This is a genomic window from Streptomyces sp. NBC_00637 (assembly GCF_045161545.1).
Lineage (GTDB): Bacteria > Actinomycetota > Actinomycetes > Streptomycetales > Streptomycetaceae > Streptomyces.
Genome location: NZ_CP109046.1, coordinates 7,525,496 through 7,547,005, shown reverse-complemented (window position 1 = coordinate 7,547,005; position 21,510 = coordinate 7,525,496). Strand labels below are relative to the sequence as shown.

The following is a 21,510-nucleotide window of genomic DNA, read 5'->3' as shown; positions in this document are numbered from 1 at the left end:
TCGCTACGACCGGCGGCGGGGCTTGCCGCCGCCGGGACCGCGCCGGCCGCCGCCCTTCGCGGCGCCGCCCTTGGTACCGCCGCTGCGGCCGCGGGCGCCTCCGGCGGTGGCCTTGCCCGTACCGCCGCCCGGCTGCGGCTTTCGACGCTCGTCCTTGCGCTGCGGCGCGGGCGCCTGCTGCGCGCGGCCCCGCGTGCTGTTGACGGTACGGCCGCGGACGATGCCGATGAAGTCCTCGACCAGCTCGGTGGTCGCGTCCTCGGGCCAGGCGAGGGCGATGTCCGACCGCGGGGCGTCGACGACCGTCCGGTACGTGAGGTCCTTGCGGTGGTGCAGGCGGGCCAGCGACTGGGGCACCACGAGTACGCCGATGTTCGCCGCGACCAGCTCGATCGCGTCCTCGGTGGTCTCCGGACGCTCGAAGGCGGCCTCGCCGGGCAGCCGCTCCCAGCCGAGGACGTCGTCCAGCGGGTGGAGGACCACCTCGTCGGCGAGATCGTCCACCGTGACCTCCTCGGCCGCGGTGATCAGGTGGTCCCTGGGGACCACGACGACCGACGTCTCCGTGTACAGAGGGATCGCGCTGAACACCGTACGGTCGACCGGAAGGCGCACGAAGGCGGCGTCCGCGGCGCCCTCGCGCAAGACGTCGGAGGCCTCCGCGGGGGTCACCTGGAGGAGGGTGAGGGGTGTGTCGGGCAGGCGCTCCGCCCAGATCCGCACCCACTTGGCGGGCGTCACTCCGGGGACGTATGCGAGCCGGAACGAGGAGGATTCCGCCGAGTCGGTCATCCCGCCAGGCTACCGGCTGTGGTCGGAGGTCTACGCCGCGGCCGATACCCTGGACCGTATGAAGTCGCAGCAGAACACCCAGACGATGAAGCCCGCCACCGCGGCGAAGAAGCTGGGTGTGCACCTCCCCGCCACGCCCGCCGAGTTCCAGGAGGGCGTCGTCTCGCGCGCCGAGCTGAACGAGCTCCAGGCGAACCCGCCCGAGTGGCTGCTCAAGCTGCGCGAGAACGGCCCGCACCCCCGTCCCGTGGTCGCGGCCAAGCTGGGCATCTCCATCGCGGGCCTCGCCCGCGGCGGGGTGACGGAGGCGCTCACCACCGAGCAGATCGAGGCCGTCAAGGACGCCAGGCCCGAGTGGCTGGAGAAGGAGCGCGCCACGCAGGCCGAGGTCCGCAAGGAGACCGTCCGCATCAAGAAGCGCAACGCGGAGCGGGCCGAGTCCTGATTCCGGGAGTCGCCCGCGGCCCGTCGGTTTGACTACGATCTGGGCAGGGTCACCGACGTGGGTGTTTCGAGGTTGCTGGGGGTTGGGATGGTTGCTGGTCGTGTGGTGCGTTTCGACAGTCAGCGGGGCTACGGCTTCATCGCCCCCGACGACGGCGGGGAAGATGTCTTCCTGCACGTCAACGACATGCTGATGCCCGAGTCGCAGGTGCGCCGGGGCATCGTGGTGGAGTTCGAGATCGAGGACGGCGAGCGCGGTCCGAAGGCGTCCGACGTACGGCTCGCGCGGGGCGCGGACGGCAAGCCCCTGGCCGCCGACGACGACGTCCTGTGCGATGTGCTCAGCACCGAGGAATTCACCCGGGACGTCACCGAGGCGCTGCTGACGGCGGCCCCCTCGCTCACCGGTGAGCAGATCGTCCAGGTGCGGGCCGGCCTGGCGCAGTTCGCGAAGAACCACGGCTGGGTCGAGGGCTGACGCCCCCCTCGGCCGGGCGCGCGTGATCTCCCCGGCAAGGTCCGGCACGAGGCGCTGACCTGCGGTCCCGTCCTGCCGGACCCCGGGGTGCCGCGTCCCCCGTCCCCTTCCGGATCCCGTTGTCAGTGGCCTGTCCTACAGTTCCCGTCACTTGATCACTGCGGGTGCGGGAGGCACGCATGGGGTGGGTGTCGGCCGGCGACTACGAAGTCGCCCTCGATGACGGCAAGGTGGTGTGCCGCAACGCGGCCGGGCGGCGGTTGAAGACCGTGCCGCCCAAGATCGCCGACGATCCGGCGGTGGTGGGCCTGCGTCAGCTCACCGAGTGGCTGGAACGGCACGAACGCCAGTGCCTGGCCGACGTGGAGCGGTGGATGGTGCGCTCGCTGCCGGTGCCGTTCGCCGTCGTCGCCCGGGTGTGGCCCGACCCCGCCTGGCAGGCCGCCCTGCGCGACCTCGTCGTCACCGGGGCCGACGGCGAGGTGGCCGGGTTCCTGCGGGACGCCGGCCCCGAGCGCGGACTCGGTCTGGTCGACCTCGACGGCGACACCGTCCGCATCACCCCCGACCTGGTCCGTCTCCCGCACCCGGTGCTCCTCGACGACCTGGAGGAGCTGCGGGAGTTCGCCGTCGAACTCGGCGTCGAGCAGCGCGCGCAGCAGCTGTTCCGCGAGGTGTGGCGGCGTCCGGCGACGCTCGACGGCGAGAGCACCGCGGTCGAGGAGTACGCGGGCGGCGTGTTCAAGGAACAGCGGTTCCTGCACGGCCGGGTCACCCAGCTCGGCTACCGGGTGCGCGGCGGCCACGCCGTCCTCTCCGTCCTGGAGGACGACCGCACCGTCGAGGCCCGGGTGTGGGTCGGCGACTACGAGGGCTACGAGGAGGCGGAGACCGGCCCCCTGGTGTTCACCGACTCCGCGGGCCGGGTGCTGAAGCTCGGCCGGATCGGGCCGGTGGCCTGGTCCGAGGGCATGCGCATGGCGGCCGCGCTGTACGCCGGGCGGGACATCGAGGACGAGGAGCGGGCGGCATGACGACCTACGACGAGACCACCGCCGGCGCGCTGCTCGACGCGGGCGCCGTGCTGCCCCCGGGGAGCACGACCCGCGAGGACGCCGACACCCTCACCGTCCGCGGCTACTCCCACCCCGCGCTGGACGACCGGCGGATCGTACGCCTCGTGCCGGGCACCCTGGGCGAGGCCGAGGACCTGGCGCTGGACTTCCTCGGGCTGACCCGGGACCCGGAGACCCCCGAGGTCGGCCAGGTGCGCCGGGAGACACTCGGCTTCCCCGCCTGGGCGCTGGTCAACGACCCGGCGAACGGCCACCACGCGCTGGCCCTGGTCAAGGACCTCGAGCGGCTCGCGCGGCAGGCCAAGTCCCGCCCCGGCAACGCCAAGGACGGCTTCGAGGCGCTCGGTGACCGGCTCGGCCGGGCCGTGCCGCACTTCCTGCCCACCTTCTACGAGCAGGCCGCCCGCGTCTTCCTCCAGCACGAGAACACGACGTACGCCTCCGCCTTCTTCGGCAAGGCCCGCGAGGCCGAGCGGGTGCACGCGCTGAAGGTGGACGAGGAACGGCAGCGGGCCGTGTTCCTGGAGTTCGCGTTCGCCGGCGCTCTCACCGTCAAGGCGCTCAAGGAGCACGTCAAGGCCCTCGCGGCGCGGCTCGACGCGGCCGAGGCCTGGGCACAGTTCCGGCAGTTGACCGTGGAGCGCTGCGCGGCCGGGATGCCGCCGTACGCGTCCCTGCCGCAGGACGCGCGCGGGCTGATCAAGGCCGCCGGTCTCGACCGGCTCACCGAGGAGTGCGGCCTGGTCGCCGACCTGCTCTCGTCGCCCGCCGCGGTCCGGGCCCCCGCGTCCTTCTGGAACGCCTACCGGGCCACGCTCGCCGTCCTCGCCGAGCGGCGACCGGAGGTACGCAGGCGCCTGCTGGAGATCATGCCGACCGGCTTGGGACGTTCCGTCGAGGACGACGAGTTCTGGCTGGCGCTGCTCGCGGAGTGCGGCGCGGATCTGCTGCTCACCGGCGAGACGGCCGCCGACGTGGACCCGGCCGACTGGCTCGGCCGCTGGGCCCTGCACCGTAAGCACGGCGGCAATGTCAGCGGCCGCTCCCCGGCCACCCTCGCCCTCGTGGAGCGGATGGGGCCACGGCTGCGCGAGCTGGGCCGGCCCGTCGACCTGTGCTCGGGCCGCTGGCACGCCGGCGCCGATCTCGACCTCCTCGACCTGTGCGCGGCCCAGGGTGTGCCGCTGACCCTGCCCGGCCCCGACCAGGTCGTGTACCTCTCCGTCGACCGCTGGCTGGGCGAGCCTGAGGCGGGCCGACGCGACCTGACGGCGAGCGCGGCGGACCCCCGCCTGCGCCGCCTGCTGTACGCCGACATCGGCACCCTCGGCGGCCAGCGCCCCGGGCCGAAGGTGCTGGAGAAGCTGGCCGCCCACCCCGTGCTCGGCGAGGTGCTGCGCGAGTGGCTGGACGACGCGGCCGGGGAACTGGCCGCGGCGGTCGGCCTGCCCGCCGCGCGGGCCGCGCTGGAACGGCTCCGCCCCTTCCGGACGGTCGCCGCCCGGGTCGGCCCGGCGGCGGTCGCCACGGTCGCCGCGCATCAGGTCGCGCCGCTGCTCGGACACACGCTGCGGGCCGGACTGCCGGACGAGCTGGGCTGGCCCGCGCTGGACGAGGCGCTGCGCCGGCTCGACGCCGAGACCAGGCGCGACCGCGACGACACGCTCGGCGTCAGCGAGGCCTGGCCCGCGCTGATCCTCGCCCGCGCGCACAAGGTCCTGGTCGTCGGCCCCGAGGAGATCCTGCTGGAGCACGACCTGCGGCTGCCCGTGACGCTGGACCGCTGGCAGCGCCCGAGCTACCGCTACACGGACGGCGAACTCCTCGTCATGTGGCGGCAGGACGGCAAGCAGCTCGGCTACTGGTCGTCCCGCCCCGCCGACGTCTTCCCCCTCGGCGGTGAACAGCTCCCGCACTGGTACGGCGGCAACAACGCGGGCGAACCGTCGATCCCGGTACCCGGAGGCGGTCGCGCCACCGGTGGACGGACCCTGCACGCCGGTGACACCGTCGTCCCGCCGAGCCGCCGCATCCTCGGCGACGGCACCTCGTACTGGCGCCAGGGCAGGCAGGGCCGGCAGCAGGTGTGGCTCGAGTACGACCCCGCCACCGGCACCCACGGACGCGCCTCGCTGCCCGCGTTCCTGTCGTCCGGCATCCACGACGACGCGACCCTGCTTCCGCAGCACTGCGAGGTGCTGCCGCTCCAACCCGGCCTGGAGCAAAGCCCGTTCGGTACCGACGGCACCGTGCTCGGCCGCTGGGTGCGCACCGAGGGCGAGGGCCCCGAGACCCGCACCGTCGCCGGCACCCCGGACGGCCGCACCGTCACCCTGCCCTGGACCGGCGGCCGGGCGCCCGGCGTCCTGCTCGGCGCGCTGCGGCTGCCGGGCGGGGCCGAGCCCGTGGCCGTCGCGCTGCACCGGCAGATCGCCCTCTACGCGGGTGACGACCCGTCCGCCGCCGGGGAGCTGGGCCGGGTGACGCCGATGGAGCGCGGCGGCGAGTTCGCCGCCGGCACCCGGTTCGTGCCCCCGGTCGACTTCTGGCACGCCCTCCGGCCACGCGACGAGGGCGCGTCGGCGGTGCTGCGCGCCCTGACCGACGAGCAGGCGGCCGAGATGCTGCGGGCCGCGGGCGAGGCCCTGGCCCGACGGCAGGCGAGGCTGGCGGCGGCCAAGGTGGTCGACGGGACCTCGGAGAGCGCTGCCCTCGTGCCGTCCGCCGACGAGACCGTCCAGGCGATCGTGTCGCGCGCCCTGCCCGGGCTCGGCGACCAGAACATCGTCACGGGTGTCGCCGCGTTGGTGCGCGCGGTACTGCGGCTCGCGGAGTCGACCGCCGCGTTCGTGGCACCGCCGGTCGAGCGGCCGCGGGCGGAGCGCCGGCGGGTCGACGGCATGTTCGCCGACCTCAACCCCGAGCACGGCGACGACGCGACCCTGCGCGAGGCCACCACCGGCCTCACCGAGATGCACGGATGGTGGGGCGGCGAGGTCCGCTGGAGCACGCTGCGGCAGGTCCGCGCCGTGAACCACGTACTGTCCGGGAAGCCGGCCGACGGCAAGCCGCTGGCCGAGTCCGCCCGGTCCACCGGAGCCGCCGACGGGTGGCACAGCGACGAGTTCACCCTGCCGGGCATCGGGCCGGTGTGGACGCCGGTGCTCGACATGCTGCGCCCGCTCGCGTACCGCGCCGCGTCCGCCACGGTGACGGAGGCGCACCGCGAGGCGCTGCTTCTGCTGTTCGAGGCGATCGCGGACGGTCCGCTGGCCGTTCCCGGCGCCGCCCTGCGCGAGGTCGTGCTGAGCGAGCCGCACGAGAAGCAGGAACGCGTCGGTCAGGTGCTGCGCAGGGACGGCCGGACCGTCGTCGTCCTCGGCTGCCAGAACCTGGACCGGCAGGCGGGGCGGGTGCACTGGCTCGCCCTGGACCACGATCCGGCCGGCGTCTTCGGCGCGATCGCCCACTTCACGCTGGAGCGGGAGACCGCGCACCCGGCGGTGTTCCCCGCCGACGCGCTGAGCGCCGTCACCGGGCTCGTCCGGGACAAGGGCCCGGCCCCCTGGCAGCCGGAGGCGCCCGCCGTACTCGCCGCCGCGACACACGGCGGACTGGGTCCCCTGCAGGCGGCCCTGCTGCTGGCCGGCCGGCCGAAGCAGCTCACCGCCGAGGTGATCGCCGCGACCGGGCTGAAGCCGCGTCAGAAGGAGCTGGCCGACGCCCTGCTGTCCTCGGTCGGGAGCGACGACCGGTCGGCTCTCGTCGGCGCCCTGCTGCCCGGGAACCCCGGTGACCTGTGGACGGCCGGTCCTGACACGGCGGCGGCGGGCCGGGTGTGGGCCGAGCGGCTCGGCGAGGTCGTCCGGCTGCCCGAGGACCTCGCCGGGGAACTCTCCCTCGGCGGCCTGTCCACCGGCTCCGCCGAGGAGGTCCTCAACCCCGGGCTGACCTCCTGGATCAGCCGCACCACCGTCCAACGGCCGGACAAGGACGGCAATTTGGTCGCGGCGGACCCGGCGGCCCTGCCCGGCCGGCACCATCTGACGCGTGCCGTGGCCGCCCTGGCGGGGCTCGCCTACTCCCTGTCGTACGGGCACCCGCTGCGGGCCCTGCTGCCCGGCAGCCTCGCCGCGCTGCGCCGCCGCGTCGCCGACCGGGACCTGTTGCTCGACCTGGACGTGGCGTGGACGGAGAAGGGCTCCTCTTCCGCCGTCGAACTGCGCAAGGCGTACGGGCTGCCCGCCACCGGCGGCGCCGACGCCCACGGTCTGACACCCGTGGGCGAGGCTCTGGTACTGCGCCCCTGGTACGGCGACCAGGAGACGGTCCTGGTCCGGCCCGGCGCGCTCGACTCCCCCGACGACCCCGTGTTCGGGCTGGTCGAGGGGTTGGTCGGGCCCGGGCGGGGCGAGGGCATGTGGGCCCTGCGGACCCTGCTCGGTGAGGAACTGGCCCGCGCGCTCGCGGCCGGCTGCGACCCCGAGGGGCCTTCCGGGCATGCCCAGGACCCGACGTTCAGCGTGCCCGGCCTGGTCGCCGAGGTCGCCGAGCGGCAGGGCCTCGGCGAGGACGCGGCGGCGCTCTACCTCCAGCTCCTGGCCCTCCCGGACCCCACGGACCGAAACTGCGCCCGCTGGACCGGCTGGAAGCCCGCCCGGATGAAGAAGGCCCGCGCCGAACTCGCGGCGAGCGGACTGGTCGTCGAGGCCAAGCGGGCGCGCGCCGGACGCACCCTGTTCCTGCCGTGCGGCTGGCTGGACCTGACGTCGCCCGCGCTGCCGGTGGAGCTCTGGAAGGAGGGTCTCTACCCGGTGCGCTTCCGCTCGCGCGTGGTGCCGCTCGTGGCGGTGCCCGAACTGTTCACCCGCGCGTGGGACCGCGTCCGCTCCGGCGACGCCCCGGCCTACGAGCAGCTCACCACCCGTGCCACCCGTAAGGGCCGGCGCCGATGACCACCGTCCCGCCCCACCTGGAAGAGCCCGCGCCGATGACCACCACCGTCCTGTCCCCCGACTCCGCGTCCGACGACCCCTCACCGGACGGCTCCGCGTCCGACGGCTCTCGCGGCCCGGTCCGCCAGATCGTCCCGCCCGAGGACCGGTACGCCGGCGAGCTGGCCTTCCTGGCCGCCTACGACGACGGGCCCCGGCCGCCCGCCTGGCGGCTCACCCCGCGTGCCGTCGTCACGTTCGTCATGGGCAGTGACGGCCGCGCCCTGAAGCTGCCCGAGGACGCCGAGGCGCCCGACGGGGTGCCGCGCCGGCTGGTCGTGGAGGGCAAGTTCGTCGGCGACCGGGCGCTGGTGGAGCGGTGCGTGGTCACGCTCGCCGGCGAGCGCGGGCTGCTGCTCGTCGGCGAGCCCGGTACCGCCAAGTCGATGCTGTCCGAGCTGCTGTCCACCGCCGTGTGCGGCACCAGCGGGCTGGTCGTGCAGGGCACCGCGGGCACGACGGAGGACCAGCTCAAGTACGGCTGGAACTACGCCCTGTTGCTGGCACAGGGGCCGAGCCGGCAGGCGCTGGTGCCCTCGCCGGTGCTGACCGCCATGTCGCGGGGCGCCATCGCCCGGGTCGAGGAGGTCACGCGCTGTCTGCCCGAGGTGCAGGACGCGCTGGTCTCGCTGCTGTCGGAGCGGCGCATCGCCGTACCCGAACTGGCGGGCTCGGACGACGCGTTGGCGCATTCCGCGCCCGGCTTCAACCTCATCGCCACGGCCAACCTGCGGGACAAGGGCGTCTCCGAGATGTCCGCGGCCCTCAAGCGCCGCTTCAACTTCGAGACGGTCGGGCCGATTCCGGACCTCGACGCGGAGACCGCCCTGGTGCGCAGCCAGGCACGGGCCTCGGTGGAGCGGGCCGGCGCGCCCTTCCAGGTCGACGACGCCGTGCTGGAGGCGCTGGTCACCGCCTTCCGTGATCTGCGCGAGGGCCGGTCCGCGGAAGGCTGGGAGGTGGAACGGCCGTCCACGGTGATGAGCACCGCGGAAGCCGTGTCCGTCGCGGGCGCGCTGGCGCTCGCGGCGGCCTACTTCCCGGGCGACCGTGATGTGCTCGGACTGCTGCCGGGCCATCTGCTGGGTGTGGTCCGCAAGGACGACCCGGCCGACGCGGCACGGCTGCGCGGCTACTGGGACGGACCCGTCCGGCGCCGCGCCGAACAGGGCTCCGCCACCTGGCGCACCCTGTGGGACCTGCGCACGGTCCTGGAGGGCTGACGGCCGTGTCCCTCCACCCCACCACCGCGCCGGACGCGCCGGACGCACCGGGTCCGCAGGCCTCGCCGGCCTCCCCCGCCTCACCGGGCTCACCGGGCTCACCGGGCTCACCGGACGAGGCACTCGCCGTCCTCACCGACCCGGCCGCGCCCTACCTCATCGGCGTACGGCATCACGCGCCCTCGCTGGCCGCCGCCATGCCGGCGCTGCTGGACGAGGCGAAGCCGGACGTGCTGCTGGTCGAGCTGCCGGCCGAGATGCAGGAGTGGCTGCCCTGGCTCGGGCACGAGGAGACCAGGGCCCCGGTCGCGCTCGCCGCCGCGCCCGGTGACGGCGGGAGTGGCGGGAGCGGCGGGGGCCCGGCGTTCTATCCGTTCGCCGACTTCTCGCCCGAGCTGGCCGCCGTGCGCTGGGCCGCCCGGCACGGCGTCCCGGTGCTCGCCTGCGACCTGCCCCTCGCCGACCGGGCGTGGGGCGAGGGCCGCGACGGCGCCGCGCGGGAAGCGGCGCCCGGCCTCGCGGGCGCCCTGCGGGCCCGGCTCACGGGCCGGCCCGGGGACGACCTGTGGGACCGGCTCGTCGAGGCCACCGCCCCGGGTTCGCCGCCCGAGGCGCTGCGCCGGGCGGCCCTGCTGACGGGGTGGGCGCTGCGCGCGGACGCGGCCGCCTCCGGCGGGGTGCCCGAGCTCGACCTGCGGCGTGAGCGATGGATGCGGGCCCGGATCGGCGAGGCCACCGCGCGGGGCGAGCGGGCCGCCGTGGTGGTCGGCGCCTTCCACGCGCCGGCGCTGACCGGGTCGGCCCTCGCCCGGCGCGGCGACGGCTGCGCCCCGGCCGTCATGGGCGAGCCCGCCGAAACCACCGTGCCGGCCGTCGGCAAGGGGGACGAGGACGTCGTCGCACCGGGTGCCGGCGGGCCGGGTGCGGGTCCCGCCGGAAGTCCGGTGGGGTGGATCACCTCGCTGATTCCCTACGCCTACGCCCTGCTGGACGAGCGGTCCGGTTATCCGGCCGGTATCCGGGACCCGGGGTGGCAGGACATGGTGCTGCGGGCCGCGGGCGATCCGGCGGCGCTGGAGGAGGCGCTGACCAGCGCGGCCGTGCGGGTGTGCGCCGCGCTGCGGGACCTCGGGCATCCGTCCGGGCCGGCCGACGCCCGCGAGATCACCCGGCTGGCCTCGGATCTGGCCCGGCTGCGCGGACTGCCCGCGGCGGGCCGGGGCGAGTTGGTCGAGGCGGTGCAGACGGTTCTCGCGCAGGGTGAGCCGTACGGGCGGGGACGAGCCGTGGCGCGGGCCATGGAGCGGGTGCTGGTCGGCACCCGCACCGGGCGGCCGGCGCCGGACGCGCCGCGCAGTGGTCTCGTCCCGGCGGTCGAGGCCGAGGTGGCCGGGCTGGGCCTGCCCGGACCGGAGAACGCCTCGGGCGCGGCGCGGGACCTGCGGCTCGACCCACTGCGGTCGGACCTCGACCGGCGTCGTGAGCTGCTGCTGCGCCGGCTGACGGTGTGCGGGGTGCCGTACGGCGAGGCGAAGGAGGTCGTCGGCGCGGGGGGCGCCGAGGCCCTCACCTCACGCTGGGAGGTGCGCTGGACGCCGGCGACGGCGGCCATGCTGACCGCGGCCGGCGTGCGCGGGGTCACCGCGGCGCAGGCCGCCGAGGGTGTGCTGCGGGAGCGTCGGCGCGCGGAAGGGGACGCCGGCGGCTCGACGGCCGCGCAGGTGCTGAAGGGGCTCGCGGAAGCCGCGGAATGCGGTCTGCCGACGCTGGTGGACGAGCGGCTCGACGACGTCGCCGAGGTGCTGCCCCTGGCCGGTACGCTGCCCGAACTCCTGGCCGCCGTGGCCCTGTCGGACCGGCTGCGGTCCGGTCATGTGCCGGGGCTCGGCGCCGACGGGGAGCGTTCGGCGCGGGCGGTCGCCGTGGCCGAACTGCTCACCTCGGCGGCGGTGCGGCAGGTGGACGGACTGACCGGTTCCGAGGATCCGGCCGACGCCCACGCCCTGCTCGAACTCGCGCATCGGGCCGACCTGTCGGGGGGCATCCGGCTCACCGACGCGCTCGCCCGGCTGGCCGCCGACGGCTCCCCGCTGATGCGCGGTGCCGCAGGAGCGGTCCGGGTGCTGCTCGGGCAGGAGAGCGCGCGGGCCTTCGGTGACCGGGTCGCCTCCTGGGTGGACGGCGCGGTCGACGCCGACTCGCGGTCGGCGCTGACGGCCCGGCTGAGCGGGCTGCTGGCCGCCGCCGGTCCGTTGCTGGAGGCGGCCGCGCCCGCGCTGGAGCCGCTGCTGGGCCGGGTGTCGGAGCTGTCCGACCGGGAGTTCCTCGACCGGTTGCCCGCGCTGCGGGGCGGCTTCGACACCCTGAGCCCCGCGGCCCGCGACCGTCTCCTCTCGGCCGTCGAGGAACGCCTCGGTACCGAACGTGTCGCCGACACCGACGGGCTGGACCCGGCCGCGCTCGCCGCCTGGACCGGCGCGGACCTCGCGGCCCGCGCCGCCCTGCGCTCGCTCGGGCTGCTGCCCGCTTCGCGCGGCGCCGAGCAGGCGCCGGTCGCCGAAGCGGTGGCCGTGACCGCCGAGGTCGTGGCCGTGACCGCCGAGGTCGTGACCGACAAGGCTGTCGGCGACACGGCTGTCGGTGCCGACGCTGCGGGCGCCGAGTCAGGGTCCTCCGGGGTGGACGGTCTCGGCCGTCGGATCGCCCCCGCCGACCGGTGGCGGCTCCTCCTGGGCCGACGCAGCGACCGACTACCCTCGTCCGCCCGCGCGTTGGCAACGGCTCTGGACGAGCTGTACGGCACCGGGCGCGGCGAGGGCAGCCGCGGGGATCTGACGGGACCGGGGACCGGCGGTCGCCGGGAGGCCTCGTATCCCGGGGTACGGGAGTGGTCGCAGGAGCTGGCCGCGCTGTTCGGGCCGGGCATCCGGGAGGAGGTGCTGGCCGCGGCCGCCGCGTCGGGTCGCAGGGACGTGCTCGCCGAGCTGGACGCGGACAGCGTGCGCCCCTCCGTCGATCTGCTGCGCACCGTGCTGCGGCACGCGGGCGGGCTGCCCGAGGCCCGGCTGGCGGCGCTGCGTCCGCTGGTACGGAGGCTGGTGGAGGAGCTGACCCGGCAGCTGGCCACCCGGCTGCGCCCCGCCCTGCACGGCACGGCGCTGCCCCGCCCCAGCAGGCGTCCGGGGGGAGGCCTCGACCTCCCGCGTACGCTGCGCGCCAATCTGGCGACCGCGCGGCGCGGCCCGGACGGCACGGTCCGGGTCATCCCCGAGCACCCGGTGTTCCGTACCCGGGCACGGCGGGCCGCCGACTGGCGGCTGATCCTGGTCACGGACGTGTCGGGGTCCATGGAGGCGTCCACGGTGTGGGCCGCGCTGACGGCGTCGGTACTGGCCGGGGTACCGACCCTGTCCACGCACTTCCTGGCCTTCTCCACGGAGGTCATGGACCTCACGGGCCATGTCGAGGACCCGCTGTCGCTGCTGCTGGAGGTCAGTGTGGGCGGCGGCACGCACATCGCGGCGGGGCTGCGGCACGCGCGCGAGCTGGTCACCGTGCCGTCGCGGACGCTCGTCGTGGTCGTCAGCGACTTCGAGGAGGGCTATCCGCTCGGCGGGCTGCTCGCCGAGGTGCGGGCGCTGGTCGGCGCGGGCTGTCACGTGCTGGGCTGCGCGAGCCTCGACGACACGGGCCGGCCTCGCTACTCCACGGGCGTCGCGGGGCAGCTCGTCGCCGCGGGCATGCCCGTCGCCGCCCTCAGTCCGCTCGAACTCGCCCGCTGGGTAGGGGAGAAGATCGCATGAGCCAGGACCCGTTGCCGCCGGTCGCGCCGTCCGTCACCGCCGAACTCGTCGAGGCGCTCTCACCCCGGTTGCGCAAGCGGCTGGACGCGGGCGTCGCCAAGTTGACGGCACGTCCGGCCGTCCGCGAGGGCGATACCGTGCGGATCGCCGTGGACGACGACACCGATCTCGAACTGCACGCGCCCGGCGGCTCGGTGACCAGCGCGGACGCGATCCGCTGCGGTTGTCTGCTCGCCCCCGACTGTCTGCACCGCGCGGCGGCGGCCTCGGCCGCACCGGTGGCCGAGGACACCGAGGACACCGAAGCCCTTCCCGACGAGACGTCGGCCGGCACATCCGGCAGCACACCCGGCGACGCGCACGGCGGCAGGTCGCCGCAGCCGGCAGACGCCGAGGCGGCCCGGCCGTCCGCCGCCGGGGCCGCCACTCCGGCTCAACTCGTCGCCGCCCGCGCCGTGTTCGAGACGGCTGCCGCGGTACTCGAAGCCGGTGCCGACGGAGCGGGTGCCGTGCTCCAGGCGGAACTCCTGCGTGCCGCGCACACCGCGCGGCTCGCCGGCCTCCCCCGCGTCGCCGCCGCCGCGGTCTCCGTCGTCAACGGGGTGCGCGCGGCCCGCTCCGCCGACCCGGCCCACCGGTTGGCCGACCTGGCCGACGCGTTGCGCACCATTCTCGGCATGGCGCACCGACTGCCCTTCGCGACCGGCCCGGACCTGGCCGAACTGCGCGGCAGCGTGCGTCAGCCGTACACCCCGGACGGCTCGCTGCGGCTGTACGGGCTGTTCTCGGAGCCCGTGCTGACGACGACCGGGTACGCGGGCGCCGTCACCTGGACGGCGGACGCCCAGGGCCGCCTCTACACGGTCTCCGACGTGGCTCCGGGCGGCCCCGGCCGGGCGACCGGCGCCGCCGACCGCGCCGTCCGGATCGGCGACACCGCCCTGACCCACCGTGAGTTGTCGCGCGCGGGCCTCGCGGTGTCCGGGGCGACGGTGTCCCCCACGGGCCGACTCGGCGCGGGGGCCGGGGTCCGCGCGGTACGCGCGTCCGGGGCGGCCTGGAGCGCCGAGCCGCTCGACCGGCTGTGGGCGGTGCCGGTCGCCGAGCAGGTCGCGCGCGCCCTGGCCGGTGGGCACGGCCTGCTCTTCCTCGACGTCACCCTGGCGGGCACGGTCCGGGAGGCGACGGGGGACCGTCTGCTGGCCGACTGCGCGGGCCGTATGGTCCGGCTCGCCGTGGCGCACGACGATCCCGCGCTCCCGTACCGCGACAACCTCCGTCTCCTGGCCGCCGCCCGGGGCAGTCGGCTGCGGGTCGTCGCGCGGCTCACGCAGGGGCCGCTCCCGCGCGCCCTGCTGCTCGCCGCCGAGCACCCGGCCAGGGCGGGCGAGCGGGTGGACCTGGGTCTCGACCGTCTCCAGCGCGCGGACCTGCCCACGGCGACGGCCACGCCGGTCCCCGCTCCCCCGGTGGACGAGGCGCCGTTGCACCTCCTGCGCCGCCGGGTGCACCAGGCCGTGTCCGGGGGCCGCCGGGTGCTGGGCTTCGCCGACGGCGGGGCGGGTGACGGCGGGCGGCTGCGGCGGGTCGGGCTCGCCACCGCCGGCGAACTGCTCGACGAACTGCGGGCCGCCGCGGCGGACCGTTCCCGCGACGTCTTCGGCCGGCTGCTCCCGGCGGACACGGACCGTTTCGCCCGCGCCTGGCTGGCCGCGGCCGTCTACACCGGCGAGGTCGACCGGGCGCTGTGCGCGGCGGCCTGGGGAGCGGATACGGAGGTGGGTGCGGAGTCGGTGACGACATCACGGTGAAGCCGACGCCTCTAGGACAGGATCTGACCTCTATCGCTCCTAACGTGGTGCTCGCACACGGAAGAGGACTCACGGAAGAAGGCGCTCATGAACCAGCCCAACACCCTCGACGAGACCACGTCGGCACCGGCCGTCAGCCGTGAGCGTGCCGACCTGCTGGAGGCGCTCGGCAAGCAGCGGCACTTCCTGCGCTTCACCACCCGCGACCTCACCGACGAGCAGGCCGGGCAGCGGACCACCGCGGGTGAGCTGTGTCTCGGCGGCCTGATCAAGCATGTCGCCTCGGTCGAGCGGGGCTGGTCGGCCTTCATCCTGGAGGGTGCGTCGGCGATGCCCGACTTCACCAAGATGACCGAGGAGGACTTCGCCCGGCGTGCCGACGAGTTCCGGATGCTGCCGGGCGAGACGCTGGCGGGGGTGCTGAAGGACTACGCCGAGGTGGCTGAGCGCACCGACGAACTGGTCGCGTCCTTGCCCGATCTGGACGCGGACCACGCGCTGCCGGCGGCCCCCTGGTTCGAGGGGAGCGCGCGGTGGTCGGCTCGCCGGGTGCTGCTGCACATCGTCGCCGAGACCGCCCAGCACGCCGGTCACGCCGACATCATCCGCGAGTCCCTGGACGGCGCCAGGAGCATGGGCTGAGGCACCGCGCGGGAGGCGCTGTCACCCGACCTCGATGACCCGCGTCCGCCGGGCCTCCAGGGCCGTGAACAGCCCGGGGGCGGCCGGTTCGCCGCCGTCACGGTCGTACGACTGTGACGGCGGCAGGTCGCTCATCCGGTACTCACACCCGTGGGCGGACCCGGCGCCCGTGGCGCCGTCGCCGCCCGACATCGGTGGTCCTCGTCGTCGCCCGCCACCCGGCTCGCCCTCGGGCCTCCGGGCAGGCCGCCATCCGCTCGTCACGTTCCATTGACGGCTCCGGCCACCACCGGCCAGAATCCCGGGCATGGATGTGACCGGTCACACAACTGGCGGGGCGGGCGAGGCCGCAAGCGCCCCGCAGTGCCTCGTCGTCGATCTGGCCGCCGTCGAGGGCCCGGTGCTGCTCGGCGCCAACGGAACGCTGTACGGAATCGGCGACGACGGGGTGCCCGGCGACGCCGTACTCGCTCCGCTGAAGATCACCAGCATCACGCAGAAGCCGGAGGGCGGCGCGCAGCACCCCAACGGTGACGCCCTCTCCGTCTGCGGGTCCTTCTTCCGTAACGGCGGCGGCGAGATCAACGTGATGATGCAGGACGTCTACGCCGAGTGGCCCTACGAGAACCTGGGGATGGACGACTACCTCGCCAAGGTCGACAGGATCGTCGAGGAGGTGTCGGCGCACCCTCACGCCGACCGCTTCGTCTACATCCCGTTCAACGAGCCCGACTGCATCTGGTACGACCTGGGCGTACCCGACCGGGCAGCGTACGAGGCGCATCGCGACCGGTTCTTCGCGGACTGGAGGACGGTGTACCGGCGGATCCGCGCCATCGACCCCGGGGCGAGGATCGCCGGGCCCAACGAGACCGGCTACCACACCCGCCTGATGGCCGACTTCCTCGCCTTCGCCCAGCGGGAGAACGTGCTGCCGCAGGTGACGACCTGGCACGAGTTGAGCCCGGACTCGCTGCGGGACTTCCAGAGCCATCACGACGACTACCGGGCGATCGAGCGCCGGTTGGGCATCGCGCCGCTGAGGATCAGCATCGACGAGTACGCCAACCGCCGCGACCTGTCGGTGCCGGGACGACTCGTGCAGTGGGTCTCGATGTTCGAGCGGAACAAGGTGTACGCCAACCAGGCCTACTGGGACGCCGCCGGCAACCTGGACGGCAACGTGGTGCGTACCAACATCCCCAACGGGGGCTGGTGGTTCTTCCGTTGGTACGCCGGGATGACCGGACACACCGTCGGGGTCACCCCGCCGCGGCCGCACACCACCGGCACCCTCCAGGGCCTCGCCTGCCTCGACACCTCGCGCCGTCAGGCCCAGGTACTGCTCGGCGGCTCGGACGGCGACACCGACGTCGTGGTGCGCGCCGTCCCCGGGGCCGTCTTCGGCCGCACGGTCGTCGCGACCGTCGCCGAGGCCGCCTGGACGGGCTACGAGGGGCAGCACGCCGCTCCACGGGTCCTCGCCCGCACCCGGCTCGAGGTGGCGGCCGACGGGTCGGTGACCGTGCCGCTGCGCGCCGGGCACCGGATGTCCGCGTACCGGATCGTCCTCACGCCGGGCGGTGCCGGTACCCCTTCCGCCGCGTCCGTGCCCTGGTCGGCGTCGTACGGGGCCCAGGACGCGGCGATCACCGGCGGCCTGGTCCGCACGCCGGGGACGGTCGCGGACACCGACCGCTACGCGACCTCCGGCACGAAGGACACCGACGGCTCCCCCGGCACTGACACCGACACCGACACCGCCACGGCCACCGGGCGGGTCGACTTCACGGTGACGGTACCGGCGGACGGGACGTACGACCTCGCGGTCCTCTACGGCAACCGGTCCGGCGCCCCCGCCACCCGGAAGCTGCTCGTCGACGGCGCGAAGCCGGTCACGGTGACGTACCCCTCCACCCAGAACGCGGCCTACCGTGCCAGGAAGGAACTCGGTGTCGAGCTGTCGGCCGGCAGCCGGGTGCTCACCTTCGCCGCGTGCGACGCCGGGATCACGCTCGACCGTATCGACCTCACGGCACGCACCGGCGCGCCCTCGACGTCGTACGAGGCGACCCTCGCGGACATCGGCGGCACCCCGACGTACGACTACTCCTCGTCGGCCGGAGTGGGGACGGGCGCCCTGGTCCTGCGGGACGGCGACCGGGCCGTCTTCGACGTCTACGCCCCTCGCGACGGCTACTACACGGTCGTGTCACGGGCCTCGGCGACGGTGCTGCTCACACTGCACGGCGAGCGGGTGACGGCGGCACCGGACCGGCCCCTGCGGCTCTACCTGGTGGCCGGCAACAACCGCGTCGCGCTGACCGCGGGGCACGCGGCCGCCGTCCGGTCCCTCGACGTGTCGGGCGCGGGCTCCGCCGACGGCACCCTCTCCTACGCCGCCGCGTCCGCCACCCTCACCGGAGGGGCGAGGCTCGTCGACTCCCTCCACGCCTTCGGCGGCTCCTGCGTCGACGACCTCGGCAACAGCCCTTCCAGCGCCGCCGAGTTCACGGTGCGCGCGCCCGACCCCGGCCGCCACCTGCTGATCGTCCACTACGCGCACGACGACCGCCGTGACAACGGCCACGCCTACAACACCGACATCGTGTCCCGTACGGCGGAGCTGACCGTCGGCGCCGCGGCGCCGCTGAGGATCACCTTCAAGAACACCTGGAGCCGGGAGGACTACTGGACGCTGGGCGTCCCCGTCGACCTGCGCAAGGGCGTCAACAGCGTGACCTTCCGCAACGCGACGGGGTGGGCCCCGCGTATCTCCCGCATCGAACTGGGCCGGGTGCACGGGCGGTCGTAGTGCGACGCGCCCCGGCACCCGAGGTCAGCGGCCGACGCCTATCAGCCCCGTCAGGTAGCGCCACAGCGACGAGCGCTGCCGGACCGCCGGATCGGGCAGTCCGGTGTCGACCCGGTCCTCGCCCGACGTCTGCGAGGACGACGGTTCCACCGGCGTCGCAAGTTCGTACCGCACCGGCAGCGAGCGCAGGCCGCGCATGAAGGGCGAGGATCGCCACGGCAGTTGATCGACGGGGAGGGCGAGGTCCAGGTGGGTGAACCGCTCGAACAGCCGGCCGACGCCGACCGCCGCGACCGTCGACGCGAGTTCGCGCGCCGGGCACTGGCGGCGGCCCGCGCCCCAGGCCAGGTGCGCCCGGGTGCTGACCGTGGTGCCCGATTCCACGTGGGCGGCGAAGACCGGGTCGGCGTGCGCCGCCGCGGACGAGACCCACACCGGGTCGCCGGCCCGGATCGTGTAGTTCCCGAGCCGGGTGTCCTCGGCCGCGAAGCGGGGCACGAAGTTCACCAGCGGCGGCTTGCGCATGACCACCCGGTTCATGCTCTCCCTGACCAGACCGGCGGACAGGCTGGCCCGCACGCCGCCCTCCCCCGAGATGACCTCGACCACGGTGTTGGAGATGAGGATGCCGACATGGTCGGAGGTCATGCCGAGCAGCATGAACAACTCGCGGGCGAGCTGGTCGAGCGAGAGTTCCGGATGCGCGGCCAGCAGGTACGAGGGGAAGTCCTCCCCCGGCTTCTTCAGCTTCCCGGCGGCCAGTTCGGCCAGTGCCGCCAGCAGCCGCTCCAGGGCGGGCTCCGCGTCCGGTCCGGCGTCCAGTACCCGCCACATGTCCATCAGCGCGTCGTCGCCCTGCGAACCGGGGAAGCCGAGCAGATGGCTGGCCACCATGAGCGGCAGCGGCCGGGAGAACTGGGCGGACAGGTCCGCCCAGCCCGTGCCGCCGGCCTGGCCCACCAGGCTGATCAGTTCATCGGAGTAGGCGCCTACGGCCGTCTTCAGCCTCTTGGCCTGCGGGTGGCGCGGGTCCTGGAACGGCTTGAGGGCCGCGTCCCAGGCCGTCCGCAACGGCCGGTAACCGGGGCCGCCCTGGATCAGCACATGGTTGACCTCGAGGGACGGTCCGAGCGGCCAGTCGGCCGGCACCCTGCCCTCCGAGCGGGCCCGCCAGTTCTCCAGCCCCTTGGGCCACCCGGCGTCGTCCTGGAGCACCTCGAGCGACTCGCGATAGCCAAGGACCAGCCAGGCCGGCACCCCCAGCAGATCGACCGGCGCGACCGGGCCGTGCTGCTGCCTGAGCCGCTCGTACACGAGCGAGGGGCGGGTCTCGTAGTCCCGGGTCAGCAGCGGTTGCGGAGTCATCGTCTCCAGCCGCACGCCGTCCAGGTCCACGGATCTGCCGTCGCCCACCTGCGATTCCATCGCTCTGCCGCCCTCCGACACTCCCCGTACCGGCGCGTGGTCATTCGGTGGCCGGAACCGGTCGGACCCTATCCCAGGACCCTGCCGAGGTGAACGAGGGGGTCGCCGCGCGGCCGGGCTGCCGGGGACCGTCCCCGCCGAGGGTGGCATCGCCTCGATTCGGCCCAACTACGGTCGGCCGGCGCGTGGTTGGTCCGGACCACGCCGACCGGTGCGAGCGCCGGACACCGTCGGACTTGTCACGCCGGGACGAACCTCCGTCCCCGAGGACTCAACTCACGCACACAGACCGGTGATCCCCACGGTTCCCTCCCGCATCGCTGCCATATTCGAGAACCACTTCGGAGGTGTCTGTGACGCGAGAGGCGACAACATCCCTGGCGACGGCGACGGCGAAGGAGAGAGATACAGCGACATCGACGAGCACGGAGGATCGCAGCGCCGACCGCACCGCCGACCGCATCGCGGACCTGGCGCGCCGTCAGGCACAGGCGGTGGTGTCGGGCCCGCCCAGGAGGCCCGGGGCGCTCGGTGCGCGCGAGCGGATCGAACGGCTGCTGGACGACGGCTCCTTCACGGAGACCGGCGGGTTCGTGCGGGCCAGGTCCACGGGGGACGGCGCCCGCCGGCCGTACGGGGACGGGGTCGTCACCGGGTACGGGACGGTCGACGGACGGCCGGTCTGTGTGTTCGCCCAGGACTCCACGGTGTTCGGCGGCAGCATGGGCGAGGCCTTCGGCGAGAAGACCGTGGCCCTCATGGACCTCGCGCTCAAGACCGGCTGTCCGGTGGTCGGGCTCAACGACTCCGGCGGTGCCCGGATCCAGGAGGGCGTCGCCTCGCTCGCCCTCTACGCCGAGCTGGTGCGCCGCAACGTGCGGGCGTCCGGGGTCATCCCGCAGATCTCGGTCGTCCTGGGCCCCTGCGCGGGCGGCGCCGCGTACTCGCCTGCCATCACCGACTTCACCGTGATGGTGGACGGCGTCTCGCACATGTTCGTCACCGGGCCCGACGTCATCGAGGCCGTCACCGGCGAGCGCACCACCGCCGAGGAGCTGGGCGGCGCCCGCGCCAGCAACTCCGTCAACGGCAACGCCCACTTCCTGGCCGCCGACGAGGAGGACGCCCTCGACACCGTGCGCGACCTGCTGTCGTACCTGCCCGCCAACAACCTCGGACGGCCCCCGGAGTACGCGCCCGCCCCCGCCCCCGACGGGGCCCGGCTCGACACACTGGTCCCCGACCGGACCGCGCAGGCCTACGACATGCGCGATCTTCTGCACACCGTCGTCGACGACGGCGAACTGCTGCAGATACAGGAGCTGTTCGCGCCGAACATCATCTGCGCCCTGGCCCGGATCGAGGGCGCCAGCGTAGGGATCGTCGCCAACCAGCCGATGCACGCGGCCGGTGTCCTCGACATCGACGCCTCCGAGAAGGCCGCGCGGTTCGTGCGGTTCTGCGACGCGTTCGCCATCCCGCTGCTCACCTTCGCCGACGTCCCCGGCTATCTGTCCGGTGTCGGTCAGGAACAGGCCGGCATCATCCGGCGCGGCGCCAAACTGCTGTACGCCTACGCCGAGGCGACCGTCCCGAAGATCACGGTGGTGGTGCGCAAGGCCTACGGAGGCGGGTACGCGGTGATGGGCTCCAAGCATCTCGGCGCGGACCTCAACCTCGCCTGGCCCACCGCCCGTATCGCGGTCATGGGCGCGGAGGGCGCCGTCGGCGTGCTGCACCGGCGTGAACTCGCCGCCGCCGAGGACCCCGAGGCGCTGCGCGCCCGCCTCGTCGCCGCGTACGAGACCACCCACGGGACGCCCTACGCCGCCGCCGAACGCGGGTACGTCGACGCCGTCATCGCGCCCCGCGACACCCGCGCGCACCTGTGCCGCGCCCTGCGCGCGCTGCGCGGCAAACGCGCCCCGATGCCGGAGCGCCGGCACGGCAACATCCCGCTCTGACCGCCCCGACCCGACGACCCGACCCCGGCGCCGACCCGACGAC

Annotated in this window: 13 protein-coding genes; 10 read left to right on the top strand and 3 right to left on the bottom strand. The window is 74.7% G+C overall.

From position 1 onward, the window contains the following. Positions 1–3: 3 nt before the first annotated feature. Entirely contained in the window at positions 4–792 is a 789-nt protein-coding gene (locus OG440_RS33240) for a LysR family substrate-binding domain-containing protein (protein WP_406010447.1), read from the bottom strand. 58 nt (positions 793–850) lie between these two features. Between OG440_RS33240 and OG440_RS33235 the strand changes: the two genes are divergently transcribed. The 8 genes from OG440_RS33235 to OG440_RS33200 all read left to right on the top strand — a co-directional run bounded on the left by OG440_RS33235 (position 851) and on the right by OG440_RS33200 (position 15,263). Next, on the top strand, positions 851–1,237 hold the full coding sequence (locus OG440_RS33235) for a DUF5997 family protein (RefSeq protein WP_406010446.1): 387 nt from the start codon (positions 851–853) through the stop codon (positions 1,235–1,237). An 87-nt stretch (positions 1,238–1,324) separates the two neighbouring features. Beyond that, positions 1,325–1,714, top strand: a complete 390-nt coding sequence (locus OG440_RS33230; RefSeq protein WP_028806173.1) for a cold-shock protein — start codon at positions 1,325–1,327, stop codon at positions 1,712–1,714. A gap of 179 nt (positions 1,715–1,893) precedes the next feature. Beyond that, positions 1,894–2,748 (top strand): DUF4132 domain-containing protein, encoded by an 855-nt coding sequence (locus tag OG440_RS33225; RefSeq protein ID WP_406010445.1) that lies wholly within the window; start codon positions 1,894–1,896, stop codon positions 2,746–2,748. Beyond that, the gene (locus OG440_RS33220; protein ID WP_406010444.1) at positions 2,745–7,745 is read left to right on the top strand and encodes a hypothetical protein; all 5,001 of its coding nucleotides are present in this window, start codon (positions 2,745–2,747) and stop codon (positions 7,743–7,745) included. Before OG440_RS33225 ends, OG440_RS33220 begins: the two co-directional genes overlap by 4 nt. After that, a complete protein-coding gene (locus tag OG440_RS33215) occupies positions 7,742–9,007 on the top strand; it encodes an AAA family ATPase (RefSeq protein ID WP_406010443.1) in 1,266 nt (421 codons plus the stop codon). The genes OG440_RS33220 and OG440_RS33215 overlap by 4 nt, the downstream gene beginning before the upstream one ends. Before the next feature lie 5 nt (positions 9,008–9,012). Continuing rightward, positions 9,013–12,810, top strand: coding sequence for a DUF5682 family protein (locus OG440_RS33210; protein ID WP_406010442.1), 3,798 nt, complete (start codon positions 9,013–9,015; stop codon positions 12,808–12,810). Continuing rightward, positions 12,807–14,621 (top strand): hypothetical protein, encoded by a 1,815-nt coding sequence (locus tag OG440_RS33205; RefSeq protein ID WP_406010441.1) that lies wholly within the window; start codon positions 12,807–12,809, stop codon positions 14,619–14,621. Before OG440_RS33210 ends, OG440_RS33205 begins: the two co-directional genes overlap by 4 nt. Positions 14,622–14,708: 87 nt before the next feature. Next, complete coding sequence (locus OG440_RS33200; RefSeq protein ID WP_406010440.1) at positions 14,709–15,263, top strand: DinB family protein; 555 nt, start codon at positions 14,709–14,711, stop codon at positions 15,261–15,263. A 21-nt stretch (positions 15,264–15,284) separates the two neighbouring features. Here the strand turns inward: OG440_RS33200 and OG440_RS33195 are convergent, their stop codons facing one another. Then, positions 15,285–15,455, bottom strand: coding sequence for a hypothetical protein (locus tag OG440_RS33195; protein ID WP_406010439.1), 171 nt, complete (start codon positions 15,453–15,455; stop codon positions 15,285–15,287). 115 nt (positions 15,456–15,570) lie between these two features. Between OG440_RS33195 and OG440_RS33190 the strand changes: the two genes are divergently transcribed. Further along, complete coding sequence (locus OG440_RS33190) at positions 15,571–18,078, top strand: cellulosome protein (protein WP_406010438.1); 2,508 nt, start codon at positions 15,571–15,573, stop codon at positions 18,076–18,078. Between the two features lie 24 nt (positions 18,079–18,102). Here the strand turns inward: OG440_RS33190 and OG440_RS33185 are convergent, their stop codons facing one another. Next, positions 18,103–19,503 carry a cytochrome P450 gene (locus OG440_RS33185; protein WP_406010437.1) on the bottom strand — a complete coding sequence of 467 codons (1,401 nt, stop codon included), beginning with the start codon at positions 19,501–19,503 and terminating at the stop codon, positions 18,103–18,105. Positions 19,504–19,964: 461 nt separating this feature from the next. On the opposite strand from OG440_RS33185, the gene OG440_RS33180 reads away from it, so the two are divergent. Beyond that, the gene (locus OG440_RS33180) at positions 19,965–21,467 is read left to right on the top strand and encodes an acyl-CoA carboxylase subunit beta (RefSeq protein ID WP_406011522.1); all 1,503 of its coding nucleotides are present in this window, start codon (positions 19,965–19,967) and stop codon (positions 21,465–21,467) included. Positions 21,468–21,510: the final 43 nt, after the last annotated feature.

Excerpts from the sequence above, each read along its gene's own strand:
- OG440_RS33240 (WP_406010447.1), bottom strand. The coding sequence starts at position 792 with ATGACCGACTCGGCGGAATCCTCCTCGTTCCGGCTCGCATACGTCCCC.
- OG440_RS33225 (WP_406010445.1), top strand. The coding sequence starts at position 1,894 with ATGGGGTGGGTGTCGGCCGGCGACTACGAAGTCGCCCTCGATGACGGC.
- OG440_RS33230 (WP_028806173.1), top strand. The coding sequence starts at position 1,325 with ATGGTTGCTGGTCGTGTGGTGCGTTTCGACAGTCAGCGGGGCTACGGC.
- OG440_RS33220 (WP_406010444.1), top strand. The coding sequence starts at position 2,745 with ATGACGACCTACGACGAGACCACCGCCGGCGCGCTGCTCGACGCGGGC.
- OG440_RS33185 (WP_406010437.1), bottom strand. The coding sequence starts at position 19,503 with ATGGAATCGCAGGTGGGCGACGGCAGATCCGTGGACCTGGACGGCGTG.
- OG440_RS33190 (WP_406010438.1), top strand. The coding sequence starts at position 15,571 with ATGGATGTGACCGGTCACACAACTGGCGGGGCGGGCGAGGCCGCAAGC.
- OG440_RS33195 (WP_406010439.1), bottom strand. The coding sequence starts at position 15,455 with ATGTCGGGCGGCGACGGCGCCACGGGCGCCGGGTCCGCCCACGGGTGT.
- OG440_RS33235 (WP_406010446.1), top strand. The coding sequence starts at position 851 with ATGAAGTCGCAGCAGAACACCCAGACGATGAAGCCCGCCACCGCGGCG.
- OG440_RS33200 (WP_406010440.1), top strand. The coding sequence starts at position 14,709 with ATGAACCAGCCCAACACCCTCGACGAGACCACGTCGGCACCGGCCGTC.
- OG440_RS33205 (WP_406010441.1), top strand. The coding sequence starts at position 12,807 with ATGAGCCAGGACCCGTTGCCGCCGGTCGCGCCGTCCGTCACCGCCGAA.
- OG440_RS33215 (WP_406010443.1), top strand. The coding sequence starts at position 7,742 with ATGACCACCGTCCCGCCCCACCTGGAAGAGCCCGCGCCGATGACCACC.